Source organism: Flavobacterium beibuense (genome assembly GCF_004151245.1).
GTDB lineage: Bacteria > Bacteroidota > Bacteroidia > Flavobacteriales > Flavobacteriaceae > Flavobacterium > Flavobacterium beibuense_A.
The window spans coordinates 352,343-370,799 of the sequence record NZ_JUIW01000003.1 but is presented as its reverse complement, the minus strand read 5'-3'; the positions used below and the strand labels follow the sequence as shown (position 1 = coordinate 370,799).

General features: G+C 39.5%; 23 protein-coding genes. 16 read left to right on the top strand and 7 right to left on the bottom strand.

The genetic code is table 11. The features are described 5' to 3' along the window. Positions 1-4 precede the first annotated feature (4 nt). Together NU09_RS05780 and NU09_RS05775 are read right to left on the bottom strand one after the other, a co-directional pair. Positions 5-424: a hypothetical protein gene (locus NU09_RS05780; protein ID WP_129750312.1), complete on the bottom strand. Its 420-nt coding sequence runs from the start codon at positions 422-424 to the stop codon at positions 5-7. A gap of 35 nt (positions 425-459) precedes the next feature. Then, positions 460-927 (bottom strand): hypothetical protein, encoded by a 468-nt coding sequence (locus tag NU09_RS05775; RefSeq protein WP_129750311.1) that lies wholly within the window; start codon positions 925-927, stop codon positions 460-462. Positions 928-1,067: 140 nt separating this feature from the next. On the opposite strand from NU09_RS05775, the gene NU09_RS05770 reads away from it, so the two are divergent. The 6 genes from NU09_RS05770 to NU09_RS05745 all read left to right on the top strand — a co-directional run bounded on the left by NU09_RS05770 (position 1,068) and on the right by NU09_RS05745 (position 5,908). Next, on the top strand, positions 1,068-1,571 hold the full coding sequence (locus tag NU09_RS05770; protein ID WP_129750310.1) for a hypothetical protein: 504 nt from the start codon (positions 1,068-1,070) through the stop codon (positions 1,569-1,571). A 221-nt stretch (positions 1,572-1,792) separates the two neighbouring features. Beyond that, on the top strand, positions 1,793-2,089 hold the full coding sequence (locus NU09_RS05765; RefSeq protein WP_129750309.1) for a GIY-YIG nuclease family protein: 297 nt from the start codon (positions 1,793-1,795) through the stop codon (positions 2,087-2,089). 260 nt (positions 2,090-2,349) lie between these two features. Continuing rightward, the gene (locus tag NU09_RS05760; RefSeq protein WP_129750308.1) at positions 2,350-2,856 is read left to right on the top strand and encodes a hypothetical protein; all 507 of its coding nucleotides are present in this window, start codon (positions 2,350-2,352) and stop codon (positions 2,854-2,856) included. Further along, entirely contained in the window at positions 2,840-4,168 is a 1,329-nt protein-coding gene (locus NU09_RS05755; protein WP_129750307.1) for a phage terminase large subunit, read from the top strand. The genes NU09_RS05760 and NU09_RS05755 overlap by 17 nt, the downstream gene beginning before the upstream one ends. A gap of 298 nt (positions 4,169-4,466) precedes the next feature. Further along, positions 4,467-5,057, top strand: a complete 591-nt coding sequence (locus NU09_RS05750; protein ID WP_129750306.1) for a hypothetical protein — start codon at positions 4,467-4,469, stop codon at positions 5,055-5,057. Between the two features lie 383 nt (positions 5,058-5,440). Beyond that, positions 5,441-5,908, top strand: coding sequence for a DUF1572 domain-containing protein (locus NU09_RS05745; RefSeq protein ID WP_129750305.1), 468 nt, complete (start codon positions 5,441-5,443; stop codon positions 5,906-5,908). A gap of 8 nt (positions 5,909-5,916) precedes the next feature. Here the strand turns inward: NU09_RS05745 and NU09_RS05740 are convergent, their stop codons facing one another. After that, complete coding sequence (locus tag NU09_RS05740) at positions 5,917-6,975, bottom strand: hypothetical protein (protein ID WP_129750304.1); 1,059 nt, start codon at positions 6,973-6,975, stop codon at positions 5,917-5,919. Positions 6,976-7,208: 233 nt separating this feature from the next. On the opposite strand from NU09_RS05740, the gene NU09_RS05735 reads away from it, so the two are divergent. Next, the gene (locus tag NU09_RS05735; RefSeq protein ID WP_129750303.1) at positions 7,209-7,748 is read left to right on the top strand and encodes a hypothetical protein; all 540 of its coding nucleotides are present in this window, start codon (positions 7,209-7,211) and stop codon (positions 7,746-7,748) included. A 410-nt stretch (positions 7,749-8,158) separates the two neighbouring features. Here NU09_RS05735 and NU09_RS05730 read toward each other — a convergent pair whose 3' ends face one another. Next, entirely contained in the window at positions 8,159-8,593 is a 435-nt protein-coding gene (locus NU09_RS05730; RefSeq protein WP_129750302.1) for a hypothetical protein, read from the bottom strand. An 11-nt stretch (positions 8,594-8,604) separates the two neighbouring features. Further along, the gene (locus NU09_RS05725; RefSeq protein WP_129750301.1) at positions 8,605-9,066 is read right to left on the bottom strand and encodes a hypothetical protein; all 462 of its coding nucleotides are present in this window, start codon (positions 9,064-9,066) and stop codon (positions 8,605-8,607) included. 504 nt (positions 9,067-9,570) lie between these two features. Here NU09_RS05725 and NU09_RS05720 point away from each other — a divergent pair. The 8 genes from NU09_RS05720 to NU09_RS05685 all read left to right on the top strand — a co-directional run bounded on the left by NU09_RS05720 (position 9,571) and on the right by NU09_RS05685 (position 14,834). After that, positions 9,571-10,026 carry a hypothetical protein gene (locus tag NU09_RS05720; RefSeq protein ID WP_129750300.1) on the top strand — a complete coding sequence of 152 codons (456 nt, stop codon included), beginning with the start codon at positions 9,571-9,573 and terminating at the stop codon, positions 10,024-10,026. After that, a complete protein-coding gene (locus NU09_RS05715; protein ID WP_129750299.1) occupies positions 10,010-10,480 on the top strand; it encodes a hypothetical protein in 471 nt (156 codons plus the stop codon). Before NU09_RS05720 ends, NU09_RS05715 begins: the two co-directional genes overlap by 17 nt. Further along, positions 10,477-11,619 (top strand): hypothetical protein, encoded by a 1,143-nt coding sequence (locus tag NU09_RS05710; protein ID WP_129750298.1) that lies wholly within the window; start codon positions 10,477-10,479, stop codon positions 11,617-11,619. The genes NU09_RS05715 and NU09_RS05710 overlap by 4 nt, the downstream gene beginning before the upstream one ends. 205 nt (positions 11,620-11,824) lie before the next feature. After that, positions 11,825-12,169 carry a DUF2511 domain-containing protein gene (locus tag NU09_RS05705; protein ID WP_129750297.1) on the top strand — a complete coding sequence of 115 codons (345 nt, stop codon included), beginning with the start codon at positions 11,825-11,827 and terminating at the stop codon, positions 12,167-12,169. A gap of 11 nt (positions 12,170-12,180) precedes the next feature. Beyond that, positions 12,181-12,765 carry a DUF4145 domain-containing protein gene (locus NU09_RS05700; protein WP_129750296.1) on the top strand — a complete coding sequence of 195 codons (585 nt, stop codon included), beginning with the start codon at positions 12,181-12,183 and terminating at the stop codon, positions 12,763-12,765. A 508-nt stretch (positions 12,766-13,273) separates the two neighbouring features. Next, the gene (locus tag NU09_RS05695) at positions 13,274-13,645 is read left to right on the top strand and encodes a hypothetical protein (protein WP_129750295.1); all 372 of its coding nucleotides are present in this window, start codon (positions 13,274-13,276) and stop codon (positions 13,643-13,645) included. 38 nt (positions 13,646-13,683) lie between these two features. Continuing rightward, positions 13,684-14,178 (top strand): hypothetical protein, encoded by a 495-nt coding sequence (locus tag NU09_RS05690; protein WP_129750294.1) that lies wholly within the window; start codon positions 13,684-13,686, stop codon positions 14,176-14,178. A gap of 98 nt (positions 14,179-14,276) precedes the next feature. Then, entirely contained in the window at positions 14,277-14,834 is a 558-nt protein-coding gene (locus tag NU09_RS05685; protein WP_129750293.1) for a DUF4468 domain-containing protein, read from the top strand. Between the two features lie 67 nt (positions 14,835-14,901). Here the strand turns inward: NU09_RS05685 and NU09_RS05680 are convergent, their stop codons facing one another. Beyond that, a complete protein-coding gene (locus NU09_RS05680) occupies positions 14,902-15,471 on the bottom strand; it encodes a hypothetical protein (RefSeq protein WP_129750292.1) in 570 nt (189 codons plus the stop codon). Next, entirely contained in the window at positions 15,471-15,926 is a 456-nt protein-coding gene (locus NU09_RS05675) for a hypothetical protein (protein WP_129750291.1), read from the bottom strand. Before NU09_RS05675 ends, NU09_RS05680 begins: the two co-directional genes overlap by 1 nt. A 329-nt stretch (positions 15,927-16,255) precedes the next feature. On the opposite strand from NU09_RS05675, the gene NU09_RS05670 reads away from it, so the two are divergent. Next, positions 16,256-18,451, top strand: coding sequence for a hypothetical protein (locus NU09_RS05670; RefSeq protein WP_129750290.1), 2,196 nt, complete (start codon positions 16,256-16,258; stop codon positions 18,449-18,451). Positions 18,452-18,457 lie beyond the last annotated feature (6 nt).

The following is an 18,457-nucleotide window of genomic DNA, read 5'->3' as shown; positions in this document are numbered from 1 at the left end:
CTTATCAGGAAACTTTAATTTCGCGGTACTTGGCTAAAAACAAAGTTACTATAGCAAGCTCTATAAAAGCAGCGGTAAAAAAGGCATAATAGCTTATTACAAAAAACACCACCCACAGTTCCTGCGGACCCTGCAACCCTACAATTTCAAAAAGGCGTATGTAGCTGCTTGGCGGATTATAGGAAATATAATGTGTGGTACATAAAAAGTACACCACATACAAAATATTAATACCGTAAAAACCCCAGGAAAAGGGTACACGATTCAGTTTTTTAAGAAGCTTACGTTGCAAAAAAACATTACACAGCAAAGCGGCAACCGCAATGGCATCTATGGCAGAAAACTTATCCCTTTGAAAGAACATTACAACCCCTAAAACAAGGCCTAATGCAAAGGTAATCACGGTAAATCGCACTAGTGTCATGTGGCTAATATACTGTTTTTAATATAATTGCAATATTAAATTTGGCTTGCCTTCCTCCTTGCCGCAATTAGATTTTTGCCTGTAAAGCCCAGTAATATAAATAGCGCTATAACCTCAAGGACTCTGGTAACTAAATTAACCCAGTACATTATTATAAACGTGTACAAATAAAAACTATACCCCATTGAAGCAGCAGAATACTTAATGCCCAATAAATTTAAAATCCTTATGTAGCCGTCCTTCTGGCATACATTCCACGAACAAAACAGGGCACTTAATAACATTAATACCGCTACGAGCTTAAAAAGCCATGCAACCGGTATTTTACCAAATCGTTTATTATAAAAATGAAGTACAACAATATTAAGGCTTAGTATAAAGAAAGTTTCAATATCATACAGTAAAAACCCTGAATAGGTATAGGCTCCGTAATGAAAAAAGGAAATCAGCGAAAGGATAAAGGTAACTGCTAAAACGATAAGGGTAAGGCGTATAGTTTTCATGATTACAATATAGCAAAAAAATACAACTTGCTAATTATTAAAAATATACCTCAAAACCACCACCAGGTAAAATTACCTGTTTTACTAAAACAGGTAAAAACACCTACTATTTAATAAAGCTTTAAAAGTAGGTTTGCAACATGGATATAACAACATATTCATACTACAGGGACATACTGCCTTTTCTTGAGTCCGTTGGGATTGGGGTAGCTGAAAGCCCCCTTACAGCAACAACTTTCCTTCCGGGACTCGAGCTGGGGCAAAACGTTATTTATGTAGATCCTGACAAATTAAAATATCCCGGCGACATACTGCATGAAGCCGGCCATATAGCTGTGGCGCAACCACACCTGCGCAGGCTTATGGGTACAGATAAAATGCCGGAAAGCTGGCCCGAAATGGGCGAAGAAATAGCGGCCATACTCTGGTCGTATGCAGCACTTACACACCTTAACATTCCGCCAGAGTTTGTATTCCATCAAGATGGGTACAAAAACTGTTCACAATGGTACATAGAACAGTTTACCGGAAAAAACTATATAGGCCTGCCCCTACTGCAATGGATGGGTATAGCCTACACCAACCAAGAAGTTAACAATGGACATCCTCCCTTTCCATCCATAAAAAACTGGATGCGGCCGTAATCTGCTGAGTATATCATACGGCTACCTTACAGAAAGGGTTGGGTGTTACAGTTTTGTCATTGTGAGGAAGAAAGACGAAGCAATCTGTTCCATAATGCATAACAATAGATTGCCGTGCTCCATTACATTCCGCTCGCAATGACAACTCATACAGTCATTGCGAGGAAGAATGACGAAGCAATCTAAAAAAGTCCTATTATTGCATCTTCAACCTTACCTTAATGAAACCCGGATATATCTACATTGTTACAAATTACAATAACACTACCTTATACGTTGGCGTTACTTCAGATTTAGCCGACCGAATTAAACAGCATAAGAATAAGATTTTCCCAAATTCATTTTCAGCAAAATACAATCTCAACAAACTGGTTTATTTTGAACAGTTTCAAATGATAGGAGATGCAATTGCACGCGAAAAACAAATAAAAGCAGGTTCGAGGCTCAAAAAGATTCAATTGATTGAAAGTCTTAACCCAGAATGGCGTGACATTTACTTTGATGACGAACTGTTTTAGATTGCCGCGTACTGTCATTGCGAGAAGGAACGACTAAGCAATCTGTCCCAAAAACTTAACAATAGATTGCCACGCTCCATTGCATTGCGCTCGCAATGACAACTCACACCGTCATTGCGAGAAGGAACGACGAAGCAATCTGTACAACAGTAAACAATATTAGATTGCCGCGCTCCATTGCATTCCGCTCGCAATGACAATCTCAAATCTATCATCTATTATCTCACATCTAAAAACAATATTTCCCAAAACCCATTACCATGCCCGAAGCCAAAGCTTCAACCCGAAAACCCAAAACCCTTTACAATCCCAACTTCCCGGATCAGGCACACAAACTTTGCCTGCTGGGCGCTACCGATAAAGACCTTGCCTCATTCTTTGGTATTTGCAAAAGCACCTTAGCCAACTGGAAAAAACAGCACACCGACTTTAACCAGGCTGTACTTCGCGGTAAAAAGGCAGCCGACATGGAGGTTGCCGCATCGCTGTATCAGGCAACGCTGGACAGGATTATCACTACCAAACAGGCCATAAAATGCAAAGAGGTGTATTATGACGAAAACGGTAAGCGCGTGGAAAAGGAACGCGTGGAGATTGTAGAGGTGGAAAAACACATTCCGGCCGACTTCCGTAGTCAGCAGTTTTGGTTAAAGAACAGGAATCCGCAGCAGTGGAGCGATAAGTATGACGACGATGATACCGACTCCGCTAAAAGTATAACCCTAAACCTGGGCTCAGGCCTAAACCCCCATGAAACTGCTGATTAAGCAGGAACACGCCATATTTTACCTTAAAGACAATATTACCGAAGAGGTACTGTATGGCGGGGCAGCCGGTGGCGGCAAGAGTGCCCTGGGCTGCCTATGGCTTATGGAAATGTGCCTTACCCATCCCGGCACGCGCTGGCTTATGGGGCGCAGCAAGCTGAAAACACTTAGGGAAACCACGCTCAATACCTTTTTTGAGTTGGCCGCACAACTACGCTTGGGCAGTCAGTTTACCTATAAGTCAGCCGATCATATCATACTATGGAAAAACGGCAGCGAGATTATCCTTAAAGACCTGTTCCTCTACCCTTCCGACCCGAATTTTGACTCGCTGGGTTCTCTCGAAATCACCGGCGCATTTATAGACGAATGCAGCCAGGTAGCCTATCCGGCATGGCAAATCGTAAAGTCGCGCATCCGATACAAACTCAACGAATACAAGCTAATCCCAAAAATGCTGGGCAGTTGTAACCCTGCTAAAAACTGGGCGTATAAGGAGTTTTACAAACCCGCCCGTGATAATGCCCTCCCGCCCTATCGCAGGTTTATACAATCGTTACCTACCGATAATCCGCACCTGCACCCCAGTTATTTAAAGTCGTTGCTTCGGCTGGACAAAAACAGCAGGGAAAGGCTGTACTACGGCAACTGGGAGTATGACGATGATCCTGCCACCTTAATTGACCATGACAGTATTGCCGACTATTTTAACCCCATACACCTAAAGCCTGAAGGCGCCAAATACCTAACCATAGATGTTGCCCGTAAGGGAAAGGACAAAACCATTTTAAGAGTATGGCACGGCTGGGTTTGCATAGCTCGGGAAGAAATTGCAAAGTCGGGGCTCGATGTGGTTGTGGGCAGGGCTAGAATACTGCAGTCCAAATACGGTATTGCCCCCACTAACACGATTGCCGACGAAGACGGTGTGGGCGGTGGCGTGGTAGACTTTCTTAAATGCAAGGGGTTTGTAAATAATTCTTCGCCATTGGAAGTCCGTGAGAACAATGTCTATGTAAAGCCCAATTACGACAACCTGAAGAGCCAGTGTTCTATAAAAATGGCTGAAATGATTGTAAACAGGCATGCAGGCGAAGTATGTGACAACCACCATGTACAGCAAACTGTAACCGAAGAAATGGAACAGGTAAAACTAAAGGACATAGACCGCGACGGTAAGCAGGGTATTATCCCCAAAGAACGCGTTAAGGAACTCATAGGCCGCTCCCCCGACGAATGGGACAGCATTATGATGCGCTACTGGTTTGCCCTGCGTAAGGATTACCGAGCTAGAGTAAGGATAGCGCCCTAACCCCCAAAGGGGAAATAGTATATAGTTACCCTCAAGAAGGAACTCGTACCCGTAACCAATAATACGCAACAGAACATCAGAGTGAAGCTCACGGCATCAGGCTCTGTGGCGTTAGGAAAATTACAAACGAGGCGTTAAGAAGCATCCGCTGTTTGAGGCGAAGCCGAGTTCGGATGGTTTAGCCGAATGCAGTAATTTTTAGCCTAAGGAGCCATAGCCTTGAATTTTTGGTTCTTTTGTTTCAAGACAAAAGAATAATTAAAAGATTCACTATTTTTACATCACAATAAAATTTGCAATGAAATCACTACACACCTTAATAGCAGTAGCATTGCTGCTAACATTCTCAACAGTAAACAGTCAGGAAAAAAAATCGCCTTACACCTACGAAAGCCAACAAAGCATTTTACAATACCTTGACGATAATGCTGTAAATTACGATAAAAAAGATGTTAGTACATTACGTATTTTTGATGCCTGGGGATATCTTTTACAAAACGGTAAGAACGAATTCCCGTCAGTTTACTTTTTTAACAGCAAGGGCGAAAGCGTAAAACTTAACGGAGATAACTGCTCGCAAACTTTAAAAAAATTACATAAGATAAACGACGTAAAAGTCAATAAAAAGGAAGAACCTGTAAGCGACTGGCTAAAATATTATATCTCTTTTATTGAAGAAGATAAAGAAACGGCCACAGCTTACGACGGCTATATAGTAATATCATGGGCTAAGTTTGCAGGCAACAGTATAAACGAAACCTCATTTAACTGGTACAAATCTGCTAAAGAATATAAAGATCTTAATCTCAGAGTAATTCTATTGAACTTCGATGTAATGGATACCTGGGAGATAAGTGATGAAAATAAGAAAGTACTTGGACTGGAGTAAGCAGTATTCAGTCGCAATGGGCTGTCATTGCGAGCGTAATGCAATGAAGCGCGGTAATCTCAGGTTTTCATTATACAGATTGCTTCGTACCTCGCAATGACACACCCCTAACCCCTCTCAAGAGGGGAACTCGTACCCGTAACGAATAATACGCAACAGATACATCAGAGTGAAGCTCCGGCATCAGGCTCTGTGGCGTTAGGAAAATTACAAACGAGGCGTTAAGAAGCATCCGCTGTTTGAGGCGAAGCCGAGTTCGGATGGTTTAGCCGAATGCAGTAATTTTTAGCCTAAGGAACCATAGCCTTGAATTTTTGGTTCTTTTGTTTCAAGACAAATGAACAAAAGAGATTCACTATTTTTACGCTACCAAACTAACTGTTATGACTTTAGCACAACAAATCGCAAAACACTTTCGCGACGTACACTTTGGCGGAAACTGGACCTGTGTTAACCTTAAAAACACGCTGGAAAACGTAACCTGGCAGCAGGCAACACAAAAAACAGAAGATTTAAATACCATTGCAGCTTTGGTTTACCATGTAAACTATTATGTAAGCGCAGTCTTAAAAGTATTGCAGGGTGGTGCGCTCGAGGCTCATGACAAGTTTAGTTTTGACGTACCCGAAATAACCTCTGGGGAACAATGGCAGCAATTGGTGACCAAAGTCCTTACCGAAGCCGAACAGTTTGCCAATGAAATAGAAAAACTCGACGACAGCGTTTTCTTTCAGGACTTTACCGATGCCAAATATGGTAGTTACTTCCGTAACCTGCATGGTATTATTGAGCATACACATTACCACCTGGGGCAAGTTACCATACTTAAAAAACTGGTGGTAAATAAGTAGACGAAAGCTTACTTTAACATTACGTTCTTATTACCGTCATAGATACCTATACCATTTATGGAGGTGAGATATATAAGCCTGTTGTCCCGAGTAAATTCCATTTTAATAATGTTCTTATGCTCCGTTAAAAAAACTAATTCAAAGTCTTTTATTTGATTTTCATGGGGCACCGCCGTCCTGTACACACCAAGTTGTGTAGAAAAATAGAGTTTATTTTCTTTAAGGCTAAAAGCACCAGGACCTATAAACATATTTTCTTCCGGTAGATTTCCACCATAATCATGAGTGTCAAAAATCTTTATGCTTTTGCTGCCTGTAATTTTATAAATACTTCCATAATTAGAAAAATGTTGTATACACGATGTTATATAAACATTATGTTCATTATCCTCAAAAAACGACCTCACACCTATGAGTCCATAATTTTCAAAATAGTATTTATTAATTTCTTTTTCATTATCAGCATCAAAAACATTGAGTATAGTTCCAAATTCGCCCCTATATGTTGCTAACCAAATTCTGTTAGCACTATCTATAAATGTATAAGTTGGAATTCTAAAAAAATATTTTGGTTTTTTACTGTAATTAAAGAACAGAAATCTTTTAGGAGCACTGGCATATCCTACTCCGGAAACAGGCTTAATTTTAAAGTCAGACCATAATTTATTATTAACAGGATCATATATACCTGGCTCAACTACAACAAACATTTTATTATCCGAATTAAAAAAGATATTATAAACCTGTTTAGAATGTTTAACCTTTAATTTTGAAACTATTCTGACTTGAAAAGTATTAGGATCAAATGTGGCAAGAAAACCCGTTTTAGACCCAAGATGAATGACTCCGTTTCTATCCTTGCTAATAGCTGTATAAGTAACGGTATCGGTATCAATTATTTGTTTTTCCAGTGTATTAAGATTCCACACAGCCAGTTTTCCATTATCACTGATAGCATAAAGATTATCGGCATTTATAACCATGTCTTTGTAAGAAACCAAAGAATCTGATTGTGAATAACAATAAATACCGGAGAATAACAACAGGAAAGCGATAAGGTGTTTCATGGAAAAGGTTTAGATTCTAAAAATAGCAAAAATTACTCACTCTAATAATAATCTTCCCAAGGGAGACATCTCAATTCAAAATTTAAAATTCATCATTTAAAACAGATTGCCACGTCGTTCCTCCTCGCAATGACCACGCTGTAGCGTGGCAGGCTTAACACCCCTAACCCCTCTCAGGCGGGGAACTCGTAACACGCAACTGACTTAAAATCTTTCAATTCAAAAGCTTTATATTGAAAAACATCTCCCTAAAACAATACACCACCCTGCCCGACACTTTGCTGTATGATGCAATACTGGAGCACCTAAATCCTAAAAACAATTTTGCAGGAAAAAGCATGAATACCAACCTTATGCCGTATGCTAACGTAAAATACTGCATACGTCTGCTACCTAAAATAGACAGCTGGCAGGGCATTTGCCAACTCTTTACCATTTGCTTTGACGTTACCGAAGATGAATTTTGGAACGCCCCCATAACCGATTACTTTGCCGCAAAAAAATATGTTGTAAGTCAGTTTGAGGAAGTGATCAAAACCGAAAGCCATGTACTGGCATCATACTCCACCGACGCACATTTATGGCAAATGGCAGGCGCCGACAGGCTAAAGCCTTACAGCGACACACTTCCGCTGGTACAGTTAGGTAAAATGTTTGGTCAGTACCCGTTTGATTTAGGCCGCAAACCCTATGGCGAAATCTTTAACCTGCTGGCACAAACCAAAACCCAAAACGAAGTGGAAAACGATTATCAGAAACTGGCAAGACAGTAAAATAGTATTCAGTGTTCAGTTGCAGTAAGCAGTAGATTGCTTCGTCGTTCTTCCTCGTAATAACACACCCCTAACCCCTCTCAAGAGGGGAACTCGTAACCCTGAACCAATAGCACGCCACGATATTACATCCGAGTGAAGCTCCGGCATCAGGCTCTGTGGCGTAAAGAAAATTACAAACGAGGCGTTAAGAAGCATCCGCTGTTTGAGGCAATAGCCGAGTTCGGATGGTTTAGCCGAGAGCAGTAATTTTTAGCCTAAGGAGCCACAGCCTTGAATTTTTGGTTCTTTTGTTTCAAGACAAAAGAATAGAATAACACCCTTAACCCCTCTCAAGAGGGGAGCTTCATTCTCGTAACAGCACAGTGTGTCATGTCGACCGCAGGGAGACATCTCAATGGCAGAAAATATTAGTCTGCATCCAAACGGCAGTAACGCATAAGCAATAAGATAACCGTATAAAGTTTTATCTCTGGGGTTACATCAGTATTAAAAACAATTGTAAGCTTACTGCATATAAACCTGTTTACACTAACATTGGCAATAGGTTCATTATTATAAAAAACAGTGCAAAGCCTTCCGGTAAAAAAATATCCTCTATAATGTTGTGAGTATAGATTATCAGAATCAAAAAACAGCTCTTTACCAATAAGGGTTAGTTCCTTATCCAAATCCTGAAAAATTATCTCTGACTTACCGCTTACAGGGTGCTCCGACTTAAAAATGATATTCCCGGACTTCTTTACACTTAAAGTAACTTTATTACTCCACGATGTATTTCTTTCAGCATTTAACGTAATGTCTCCCGTAATGCTTATATCTCCGTTAAAACTTAATGTTACCATATACAATTCAGCTATTTCACAAACTTTCCTTTTCGGTTAAAATAAGCCTTATTAATAAAATTAAGCTTCCATCCATAGTCAAGGCGTTCCATTAAAATAGTATCAGGAGTGACAGATAGCAGTTTAAGAGGTATCTTATTAAATATTAAAATGCTATCCTCTTCATTAAATGACCATTCCTCTGGCGCCAGCTTAGTCATTCCACAGTAAAAAGAACTATATTCTTTGTCTGAGTCAATATAAAAAGTCTTATCAGTTCCGTCTTTATCAAATACCATATAAAAACCAAAACAAGTATTAATACTATCAGGGGCTTCACGGGAATTAAGTACCCACTGGTTAGCTATCAGCATTTTCTCAAAATCTGTCCGCTTTTTACAGGAAGTAACCAGTAAAGAGCAAAGGCATAAAAGGAAGATGGTATAACGCATAGTAAGAATGGTTTCTATTATTAAAAGTAGGGATTTTTTCAATTAAAACAGTAATTAGATTGCTTCGTGCCTCGCAATGACACACCTCCATCCCCTCTCAAGAGGGGAACTCGCAACCCTAAACCAATAACACGCAACGTTATTACATCCGAGTGAAGCTCCGGCATCAGGCTCTGTGGCGTAAAGAAAATTACAAACGAGGCGTTAAGAAGCATCCGCTGTTTGAGGCAATAGCCGAGTTCGGATGGTTTAGCCGAGAGCAGTAATTTTTAGCCTAAGGAGCCATAGCCGTGCCTTTTTGGTTCTTTTGTGGCAGGACAAAAGAACAGGTATAACACACCCCTACCCCCTTCTCAAGAGGGGAACTCCTCATCCTCATAACAGCACACTGTGTCATGTCGACGGCAGGGAGACATCTCAATTCAAAATTTAAAATTCATCATTTAAAACAGATTGCTTCGTGCCTCGCAATGACACACCCCCGTCTATCCTCTATCATCTATTATCTCACATCTCAATACTAACTTCAAAAAACCTGAAAAAACAATGGACATTGTACGCCTTCTTCAGCTTATGGCCGAAGACCACAACCTCATTTACCATTACGGTAAAAAAGCCGCATTAAACCTGTTAGAAGGTTCTGCAAACGCAGGGGAAACCTACCTTCTGCACGAATTTACAAACCGCAAAAGCGAGTACAACAACAGCGGAACCCGAATTATGTCCCATCAGTATACGGGCAAATTCTTCTTGGTAAAGCAATCGGATTTCGACCAACAGTACTTTGCCGAGCGCGATACTGCTCAGGCCGGTAAATATGCCACAAACATAGAACCGCTGCTTACCGTTTTTGAAACCCTTGGCAACAGGCTTGCCACAAGAGGCTATACCGTAAGCCAATGGGAAAACATTGACGTAACCGATGCCCTTGATGCCAATATGGACGGACTGCTGTGCTCCTATTCCGTTACAATACCCGTAAAGTATGATACTAACCAGTAGTATTTTATCGGCAGAGTTTGAACTGCTGAAAAGTGAACTCATTGCCAAGTATGACGAACTGGGTATGCGCGCCACCGGGAACTGGGCCAACAGCCTCACTATAGAACTTATAGAAAACAGTGTAACCATTAAGGGCGAAGAATATACCAATGCCCTTGAATACGGACGCAAACCCGGCAAACAGCCCCCCAGCGAAGCCATAGAACAATGGCTGGTGGCAAAAGGCATAGCCGGCACTATAGAGGGCGACATTACCCTTAGTAGTCTGGCCTACCTTATTGCCCGAAAAATTGCACGCGAAGGGTATAATCGCGCCCAACACGGCGGTACTGAGCTAATAAGCACTGTGATAACCCCGCAGCGCATTCAGCAGATTATAAACAAGGTTAGCGATAACGAGCTGGCCAATCTAACCCAAAACCTTACCTCTTTTATAAACAACACTTTTTTATGATCGTATTTACAAACCCCATAGACATTTACCGTGTGCGTATGGCATACAATAACGATGTGCTTAACTTTTACAGCAGCCTGCCGGGTAAGCCCAAATACTGCGACCTTACCTTTAATAATAAACCCATGCGAATTTATCCGGCACCAGACGGTACTTTCTTCCTCAACCTAAAGCCATACGTAACCTCATACATTAATACCCGAAATTTTGAGGATACCCTAACCCCAAGTCTGGAAGGACTTAACACCTACAGTTATGTGTATAATTTTGAAAATGGTTCCTACCTTAATACCAACCTGTACTTTACCATTTGGATGAACGACGGTGCCCACGACGATAATGGTTATAACCTAACATGGATTTCGGCAGCCGAACAGCTTGGCGATTACAACCGCCGCACTACTTCCGATTATTTTTTACTTTCTCCCAATAAGGCTAACAGTACGCAGCATTATTACCTTAAATACTGGGAAGGCTATCCGTTTGATGTTAGCTTTTTTATGCCTACTACCTCCTACTTTTACCTGAAGAATACCACTACGGCATTATCGGCAAAACTGCCAACCAAAGCACGTGTGTCCCGACTTGTTTTTAGCGATGGTCGTACCTATGAAACACTGGAGAGTCTGTTCCCGCTAGTGGAAGGTTTTAACGAAATACGTTTTAAGAAAAGTACGTTTGACTACAGTACAGATAAATTTATTACGCTGGAAAAAGTGCCATACAAAAAAGGCGTTTACCTAAAATGGCTCAACAACTACGGCGGGTACAGCTATTGGCTTTTTGAAAACACCTACAGTATAGACCGCAGTACGCAATACACAGGTGAGTTAGACCGCGATTATTATAATCTGGAAAACTCCTTTGGACGCACTACCCAAATTGGCAAAGAGAGTATGGATACACTTAAGATTACTGCCGAACTACTTAACGACGACGAACGCCGTATTGTACAGGGCATATTGGAAAGCCCAAAAGTGTATCTGTTTACGGGGAAGCCCCTTAGCCAAAACGGAAAAAACAACTGGATGGAGGTTACCCTTAAAACATCAAACGCAAGGATTAAAAACCCTAAACAACAGCTTACCAATTTTACTTTTGATATAGAGCTTCCGCAGCGATACACGATAACGCTTTAAGTTTTGAGTTGAAAGGCATAAGGCAAAAGTTTAGCAAGTATTGTCATTGCGAGGTGGGAGACATCTCAATTAAAATTATACAAACACAACCCTACCCCTCTCAAGGATATATAATTACCTGTAGAAATATTAGATGAAGTAGCGTTCTATTATTCCTTTTTTTTTCAAAAGTTTTTCTATATTAGTAGTACTAACTACTAATGATATGAGAAACTTTACTTATTTTAAAATTCTTCTTTTAGTATCATTTGCTTTCTTGACTTCATGCTCTGAAAATACTACTAAGTTTACTAAAAATACTTTTTCGGGACAATGGCCTTTTTCAGTTAATGAAGTTGAAGTCTTTTGTCGACCATACAAAGAAGTTTATTGTAAAACCGAAGACGGTACAATTTACGCTTTAAACGGTTCTGCTAAAAGTGCTTCCCGAGATGACTCTAAAGTTAAAGAAATAGAGAATATATGGTTAGACAATCCCCAAATTCCTGGTACTAAGATACCTTATAGTGACTTTATTTCAGAAGGTCTTAAGTTATGTGAAAATAAATAACCTGAACTTTTATGATAGAAAATTCTTTAGAGTTACCAAAATGTCCCTTTTGTAATGTAGACAGTCCAAGCCTTGTAATGAGAGCTAAAACTGAAACAAGAGATATGTACGGTAGGAATCATCGGTATTGGGGGTTTTATAGCTGCAACCGATGCGGGAGTGTGGTCAGTGCTGCTTGGGATAATTATCATCACCGTGAAATATATCCACAAAGTGTTAAAGTAGATGATATAATTCCCGCTAAAGCTAGAACTTTTCTTCAGCAAGCTATAGATACTATACATGCTTCTTCTGCATCAATAATGGTAGCGGCTAGCTCTATAGATGCTATGCTTAAAGAAAAAGGGTATATTGATGGAAGCCTTTATGCAAGAATAGATAAAGCGGCCAGTGAACACTTAATAACTAAAGATATGGCTGAATGGGCGCATCATGTAAGATTAGAGTCAAACAAAGAGCGTCATGCTGATTACGAGGCTGAATTGCCGACCCCATCTGATGCACAAAAAGTTATTGATTTTACTTTAGCTCTTGCAGAATTTTTATTTGTTTTACCATCTAAAATTGAACATGGTCTTAAGGATGCTGGTGAATAATGTGTGTTGAAAATTTTAAGCGAGTTTTAAATTTCATTTTTATATTGAATTCGGATTTTATGAATTTTATTTGAGTTGCCCCTGCCATCAACCCATATAAAACTAAAAAACATCTGAATTTTTATTTTAGATGGTTTGGTGTAAAATAGCATATAATTACCCTCTCAAGAGGGGAACTCACAACAACAGAACATCAGAGTGAAGCTCCGGGATCAGGCTCTGTGGCGTTAGGAAAATTGCAAAGGAGGCGTAAAGAAGCATCCGCTGTTTGAGGCGAAAGCCGAGTTCGGATGGTTTAGCCGAATGCAGTAATTTTTAGCCTAAGGAGCCACAGCCGTGCCTTTTTGGTTCTTTTGTGGCAGGACAAAAGAATAATTGAGATTGCCACAGCTTGCCACGCTTTAGTGTGGTCATGTCGACCGGAGGGGAGACATCTCAATTCATAGTTTGAAATTCGATATTTATAATAAAAACGTTATTTTAGTTTGATGATATCAACCTGTTAGCAATGGAAAATAATATAAACCAAGCTGTAACCGCATTTAAAAATTTTATCGAGAATAACCTTAATTACCATGTTCTCTCGGTTATGAGTTTTGATGATTATAAGTCTTTTGTTGTTAAGGTATTTGCCCTATTAAATGAATTGAAAAGTATGGGGGTTACCAAAAATGAAATTTATTCCTTTATCAATAAACATTATTCAAATGTAACGAGTGCAGCTGATGAAAATGATATCCTTTTTGAAAGAAGGTTTTCGGCTATAACAGAAGACATTATAGAATTTTGTGCAAATCCACTCTTTTGGAGTACTGATTTTGATGTATATATGAAAAAATGGGATAAATTATTTGCGACAGACTGGTGTAAGAAAGTTTAGTTACTTATTTTAGCGCTGTTAGACCAAAACCTTACCTAATGAAACAATTCTTTTTTACTGCCCTTTTCTTTTTTACGACAAATATTATACAAGCTCAGGAGTATACCGTTGTTGGCCTTGATGGCGAAGTTGAGAATACTAAGACGGAATTAACTGATGAGTGTAAGGAAAAAATGGCTGCACTTAAAGAGCAGTTTTTAAAAATGCATAACTCGCCCGAATCTGTAAATCTTAGGAAACTAACCGAAGAGTTTTTTGCCAAAGTACATAACAAAGAGCCTATGGACGACCCGAGGGCTACCAATTTTACTGAGAAGATTCTTTTTTGGGTAGAAGCACACATTGACCAAACCGATTTTTCCAGTGCTGAAGAAGCTAAAGATGCCTGGAATAAAAAAGATAAAGCTCTGTTAGCTTATACCAAAGCCAATACGGATTATTATGTCATGTTAATGCAAACTATGGAAACTTGTGGTTCAGACACTGTTGAAGAGTTTGAGAGAGAAATGCACAGGGTATATGGAATGTATTAAAAACTCTTATTTAAAGAGTAGCCAATCTAATTCATAAAGCTGGCAATAAACTAAATTTCAAAGAGTTATAATAGCTAACTATTACAATTTACTTTGCAATGAAAAAATACCTTACACTGCTGTTTGTTTTTGTGTGCGTTTGCCTTTTTGCACAGGAGGAAAAAATTACCTTTAGGTTTGAGGCCGATACTACAAAAACCATAACATTTAAAGCACCTGGTATGGATAGAGACCAGGTATTCGATTATGTTTTTGAATGGTCCAAACTATACTATAAACCGGTTATTAATATGACTCCAGTTGAAGAAGACCTTTTAAACAAAAAGCTCATAATTAACGGAGGATTTTTTAAGCCTTTTTGTAAAATCTCTAAGAACTTTTATGACAAGAACTTTTTTAGTTCTGAATATCTGTTGATTATAGAGTGTTATGACCAAAAGTATGTAATGCGATTTTACCACAAAAGATTTGTAGATAATTCAAAACATCTTGAAGAAACCCAATTTAAGTTACAGCATTTTTTTAAACATCCCGAGGTATTTAGTGAATGGCTGGAAAACTATGAATACCGAATTAGCGATATATTCAATTCGTTAGACTATTACATGAAGGAAGGTATCTTTTTATATCCGGATCAAGAAAAAAAGAAACCCTAATTTAAATCTATACCAGATTGCTTCATGTCTACCGCAGGGAGACATCTCAATTCAATATTAAAGTAATCTACTTTATTTTCCTTGGCGGGCCATCTATTTTTACTGGTGGCGGTGGTGGCAATTTATACTGTAATATCCCTGAATTAAACAAATGATACTTCATTGGTTTTAAGTCACAATTCTTAAGGGCAAGAATATCGTTCACCACCTTTACCTGCTCCTCACTTTCTAGGTTAGCAATATAAAAAGTAGTTGTAAGTGTGTCAACGGGTTTATCAGTATTCTCCAGGTAGGTATTAATATTTAGCTGATAAAAATTAGCATCGTCTATATACCCATAATCCAGTTTGTTATCAAAAACGGCTTTGCTGCGCTCTAATATCTCGGTTACTTTTTCCTTACCAATAATACAATAGTAGTATTTATACAAAAATGTATCTTTAACTGTCTCCTGCGGATTAATTTCCTCACAGTAAAACAAGGTATCGCCTTTTAATTCTATACCGTATCTCGGTTCACTGGGATCCATTCCGCTGCCAACAGTAATAATCAGGTTTTCCTGCATTTCCTGAGGCTTTTGTGTACAGGAAAACAGTATAAAAAACAATAAGGGTAATAATAGCTTATTATGTTTCATTATTTTACAACAAAAGGTTCTGTATAAATTAGTTCACGGTTTTTCTGTTCTTTTCGCCAGTATCTGGCCTCAAGCCTATAAGTCCCTCGTTTTGCTTCGTCCAGTAAACGTCGGTTTTCAGCATCAGTATATTGCGGAGAACGAAGCCACTCCGACTCGGATATTTCAAAAGATTTTTCCAGGGATTCGCCTGCTTTAACAACCAAACAAAATTCAGCTTTAACGTGAGGTTTAGAAAAAGCATCTTTCCTGTAACTATCCCACTCGCCCGATTTTTCATTAAGCCTTTGCAGTCCAAAGGTTACATACAAAGTATCGATAGTGTTGTTGGTTACTTCCATTTGTATTTTTTCTCCTTTTCTAAACTCTAATTTAGGAAAAGATACAGTTACATCTGCCTGTGCAAAACCAACAACATAAAACAGTAGTAATGGCAGCAATAATAATCTTTTCATAGTAAGGCGGTTATAACCCAAATATAGCAATTTTTAAGTATTTAATATTCATTTACAATAGCAGTTAGTTGGTATGAGATTCCTCACTTCACTGCATTTCGTATCGGAATGACAAAGCCAAAAGGGGTGTCATGTCGACCGCAGGGAGACATCTCAATTTAAAATTTAAAATTCAACATTTAAAAATAGATTGCCGCGTCGTTCCTCCTTGCAATGACACACTCTGCCCCTCTCAAGAGGGGAACTGCTCACTCATACGATTCATCATATTCTGTCTCAATTCTCAATACTTAGTACTCAATAAAAAGATTTGACCATAAAACACCAACTTGTCCCTTCTCCTCTACATTAACGGGCAGTTAATAGATCTGGATGCCGGCCAGCACATTGCCCAAACAAAACAGGTAAACGACCTAAACAGCCTGGACGACAGGCAGGCCAGTTATACCAACAAATTTAAACTCCCAAAAACGGCAAACAACATAAGGGCAATGGACCAAATGACCCTTACGGGAAACTCATCTAACGTGCCATATAAAAAAAACAGCTGTAGCCTGTTTAACGATGCTGGCGAATGCTTTGTTTACAACGGCTGGGCAGTAATTACCGATGGCGGCGACTATTATGAAGCCGTAGTGTATGACGGTATTATAGACCTGTTTAAGGAAGTGGAAAAAGATACACTTGCCACAATTGGCCTTGACGAACTTACGCACGAGAAAACCCCTGAAACGGTAGTACAATCTTGGACACAAAACCTTCCCTACCGTTACATTCTTGCCGACTATAACGGGAAACGAATTTATAGCAGGGGATTACTGGGGGCTCCCGACAGAATAAATATCGACTATATGGTTCCGTCCATAAATGCGGCATGGCTTTGGGATAAGATATTTTCCCATTATGGGTTTACTTACACCGGATCTGTATTTGAATCGGATGAGTTTAAAAACCTATGGCTTACCTATCCTAAAGGCGTAGAAAACTCGGGAGATATTGTATTTAAAAGTACTCCGGAAAAATGGAGCTGGTACAACTCCAGTAGCCTGGGCTGGAAGATATTCTCTACTCAGTATTATGAACCTGAAGTTAACGAACTGGCCGAAGGCAGCGATTTAAGGCACCTTAAGGTAGACCAAACCGCTAACTACAGGCTTACTGTAAAAGGTAAACTCGACTGTACGCAACCGGTAAATTTGGTAGTGTGTAAAAATGCCGAAAACTACGGTCAGTTTATGAGTCATCATTATGAAAACTTTCCGCAACTGTTTACCGCAAAAGAGAACATTGCGCCTGATACCGAATTCAGTTTTTCTAAAACCATACGGCTGGAAGAAAACGAAAGTATTTGCCTGGTATTTACAAATCCTGATGACAGGTTCTTTTTCAATTTTGTACCAATGCTGGATGTTACCCTTACAAGGCTTACTACCGGCGAAATGGACTTTAGCAATGCCCTGGCTGAGTTTAGCATTAAAGACTTTATCAAGGAAATTGTGTACCGTTTTGGGCTTACCCTGTTTAAGGACAAATACACTAACAATTATGAGTTCCTTTCGTTAACCGAACAGCTTAAAACACCCCCTGTTACAGACTGGAGCAGCAAGTTTGCCAAAAAGCTTAACGAAAGCTACATATACGGCAGCTATGCCCAGCAAAACTGGTTTAGGTATCTCTACAATACCGAAGGGGCTTTTCATAACGACCATTATATTACAGTAAACAACCAAAATCTTGCAGAAAGTAAAGACAGTATTAAGTCTAAAATCTACAGTCCGGAACAGCAGTTAACCTTTCTCGATGAGCCTACAAATATCTATAAGCTATGGGAAAAAGAAGTCGTGGAAGAACCTGAAGATAACGAACCTCCCGTAACGTATAAGTCACTGGACAAACGCTTTTATTTAATGAGAGCCAACTTAAGGCCTGGAAATGTAATGGCATTAAGTTCAGAATTAGGTTCCAGTATTCTAACCTCGCAGTATTACAGGGAAAGCTTTACCAAACTGTCTTTTGGCGATATTATAAACACCTATTACGCTCCGCTGCAAAGCATACTGGAAAAAGCCCTTATAGTAAACGCAGAGCTTTACCTTACCGATAGTGACATTGCCAACTTCGACTTTAAAAAGCTGTATTATATAGATGCGCTTTCGGCTTATTTTATGGTAAACAAAATAAACAACTACATCCCCGGCAGGCTTACCAAATGTGAACTGGTTAGGGTTAATTACACTCCTGCATATAGTGGGTTTAGCCTTCCGGTTGTACGTGTAAATACTATAAACATACGAAGCGTGGTACAGCTTACCCCTCTTACCTACATAATTAACCACGAAACAAACTTTACACCGGTAAACAGTTTGATCTATCAGTACTCGCCCGATGGTGTTAACTGGAAAACTGCACAGGTACAGCAGTCGCCAAGGCAACCCGATACCGTTATTACCCCTGTACCGGCAACACACTTCAGGGTAAGGTATGAGGCCACAAAAACACTATCAAACACTTTTATACTTGACTAACAACAA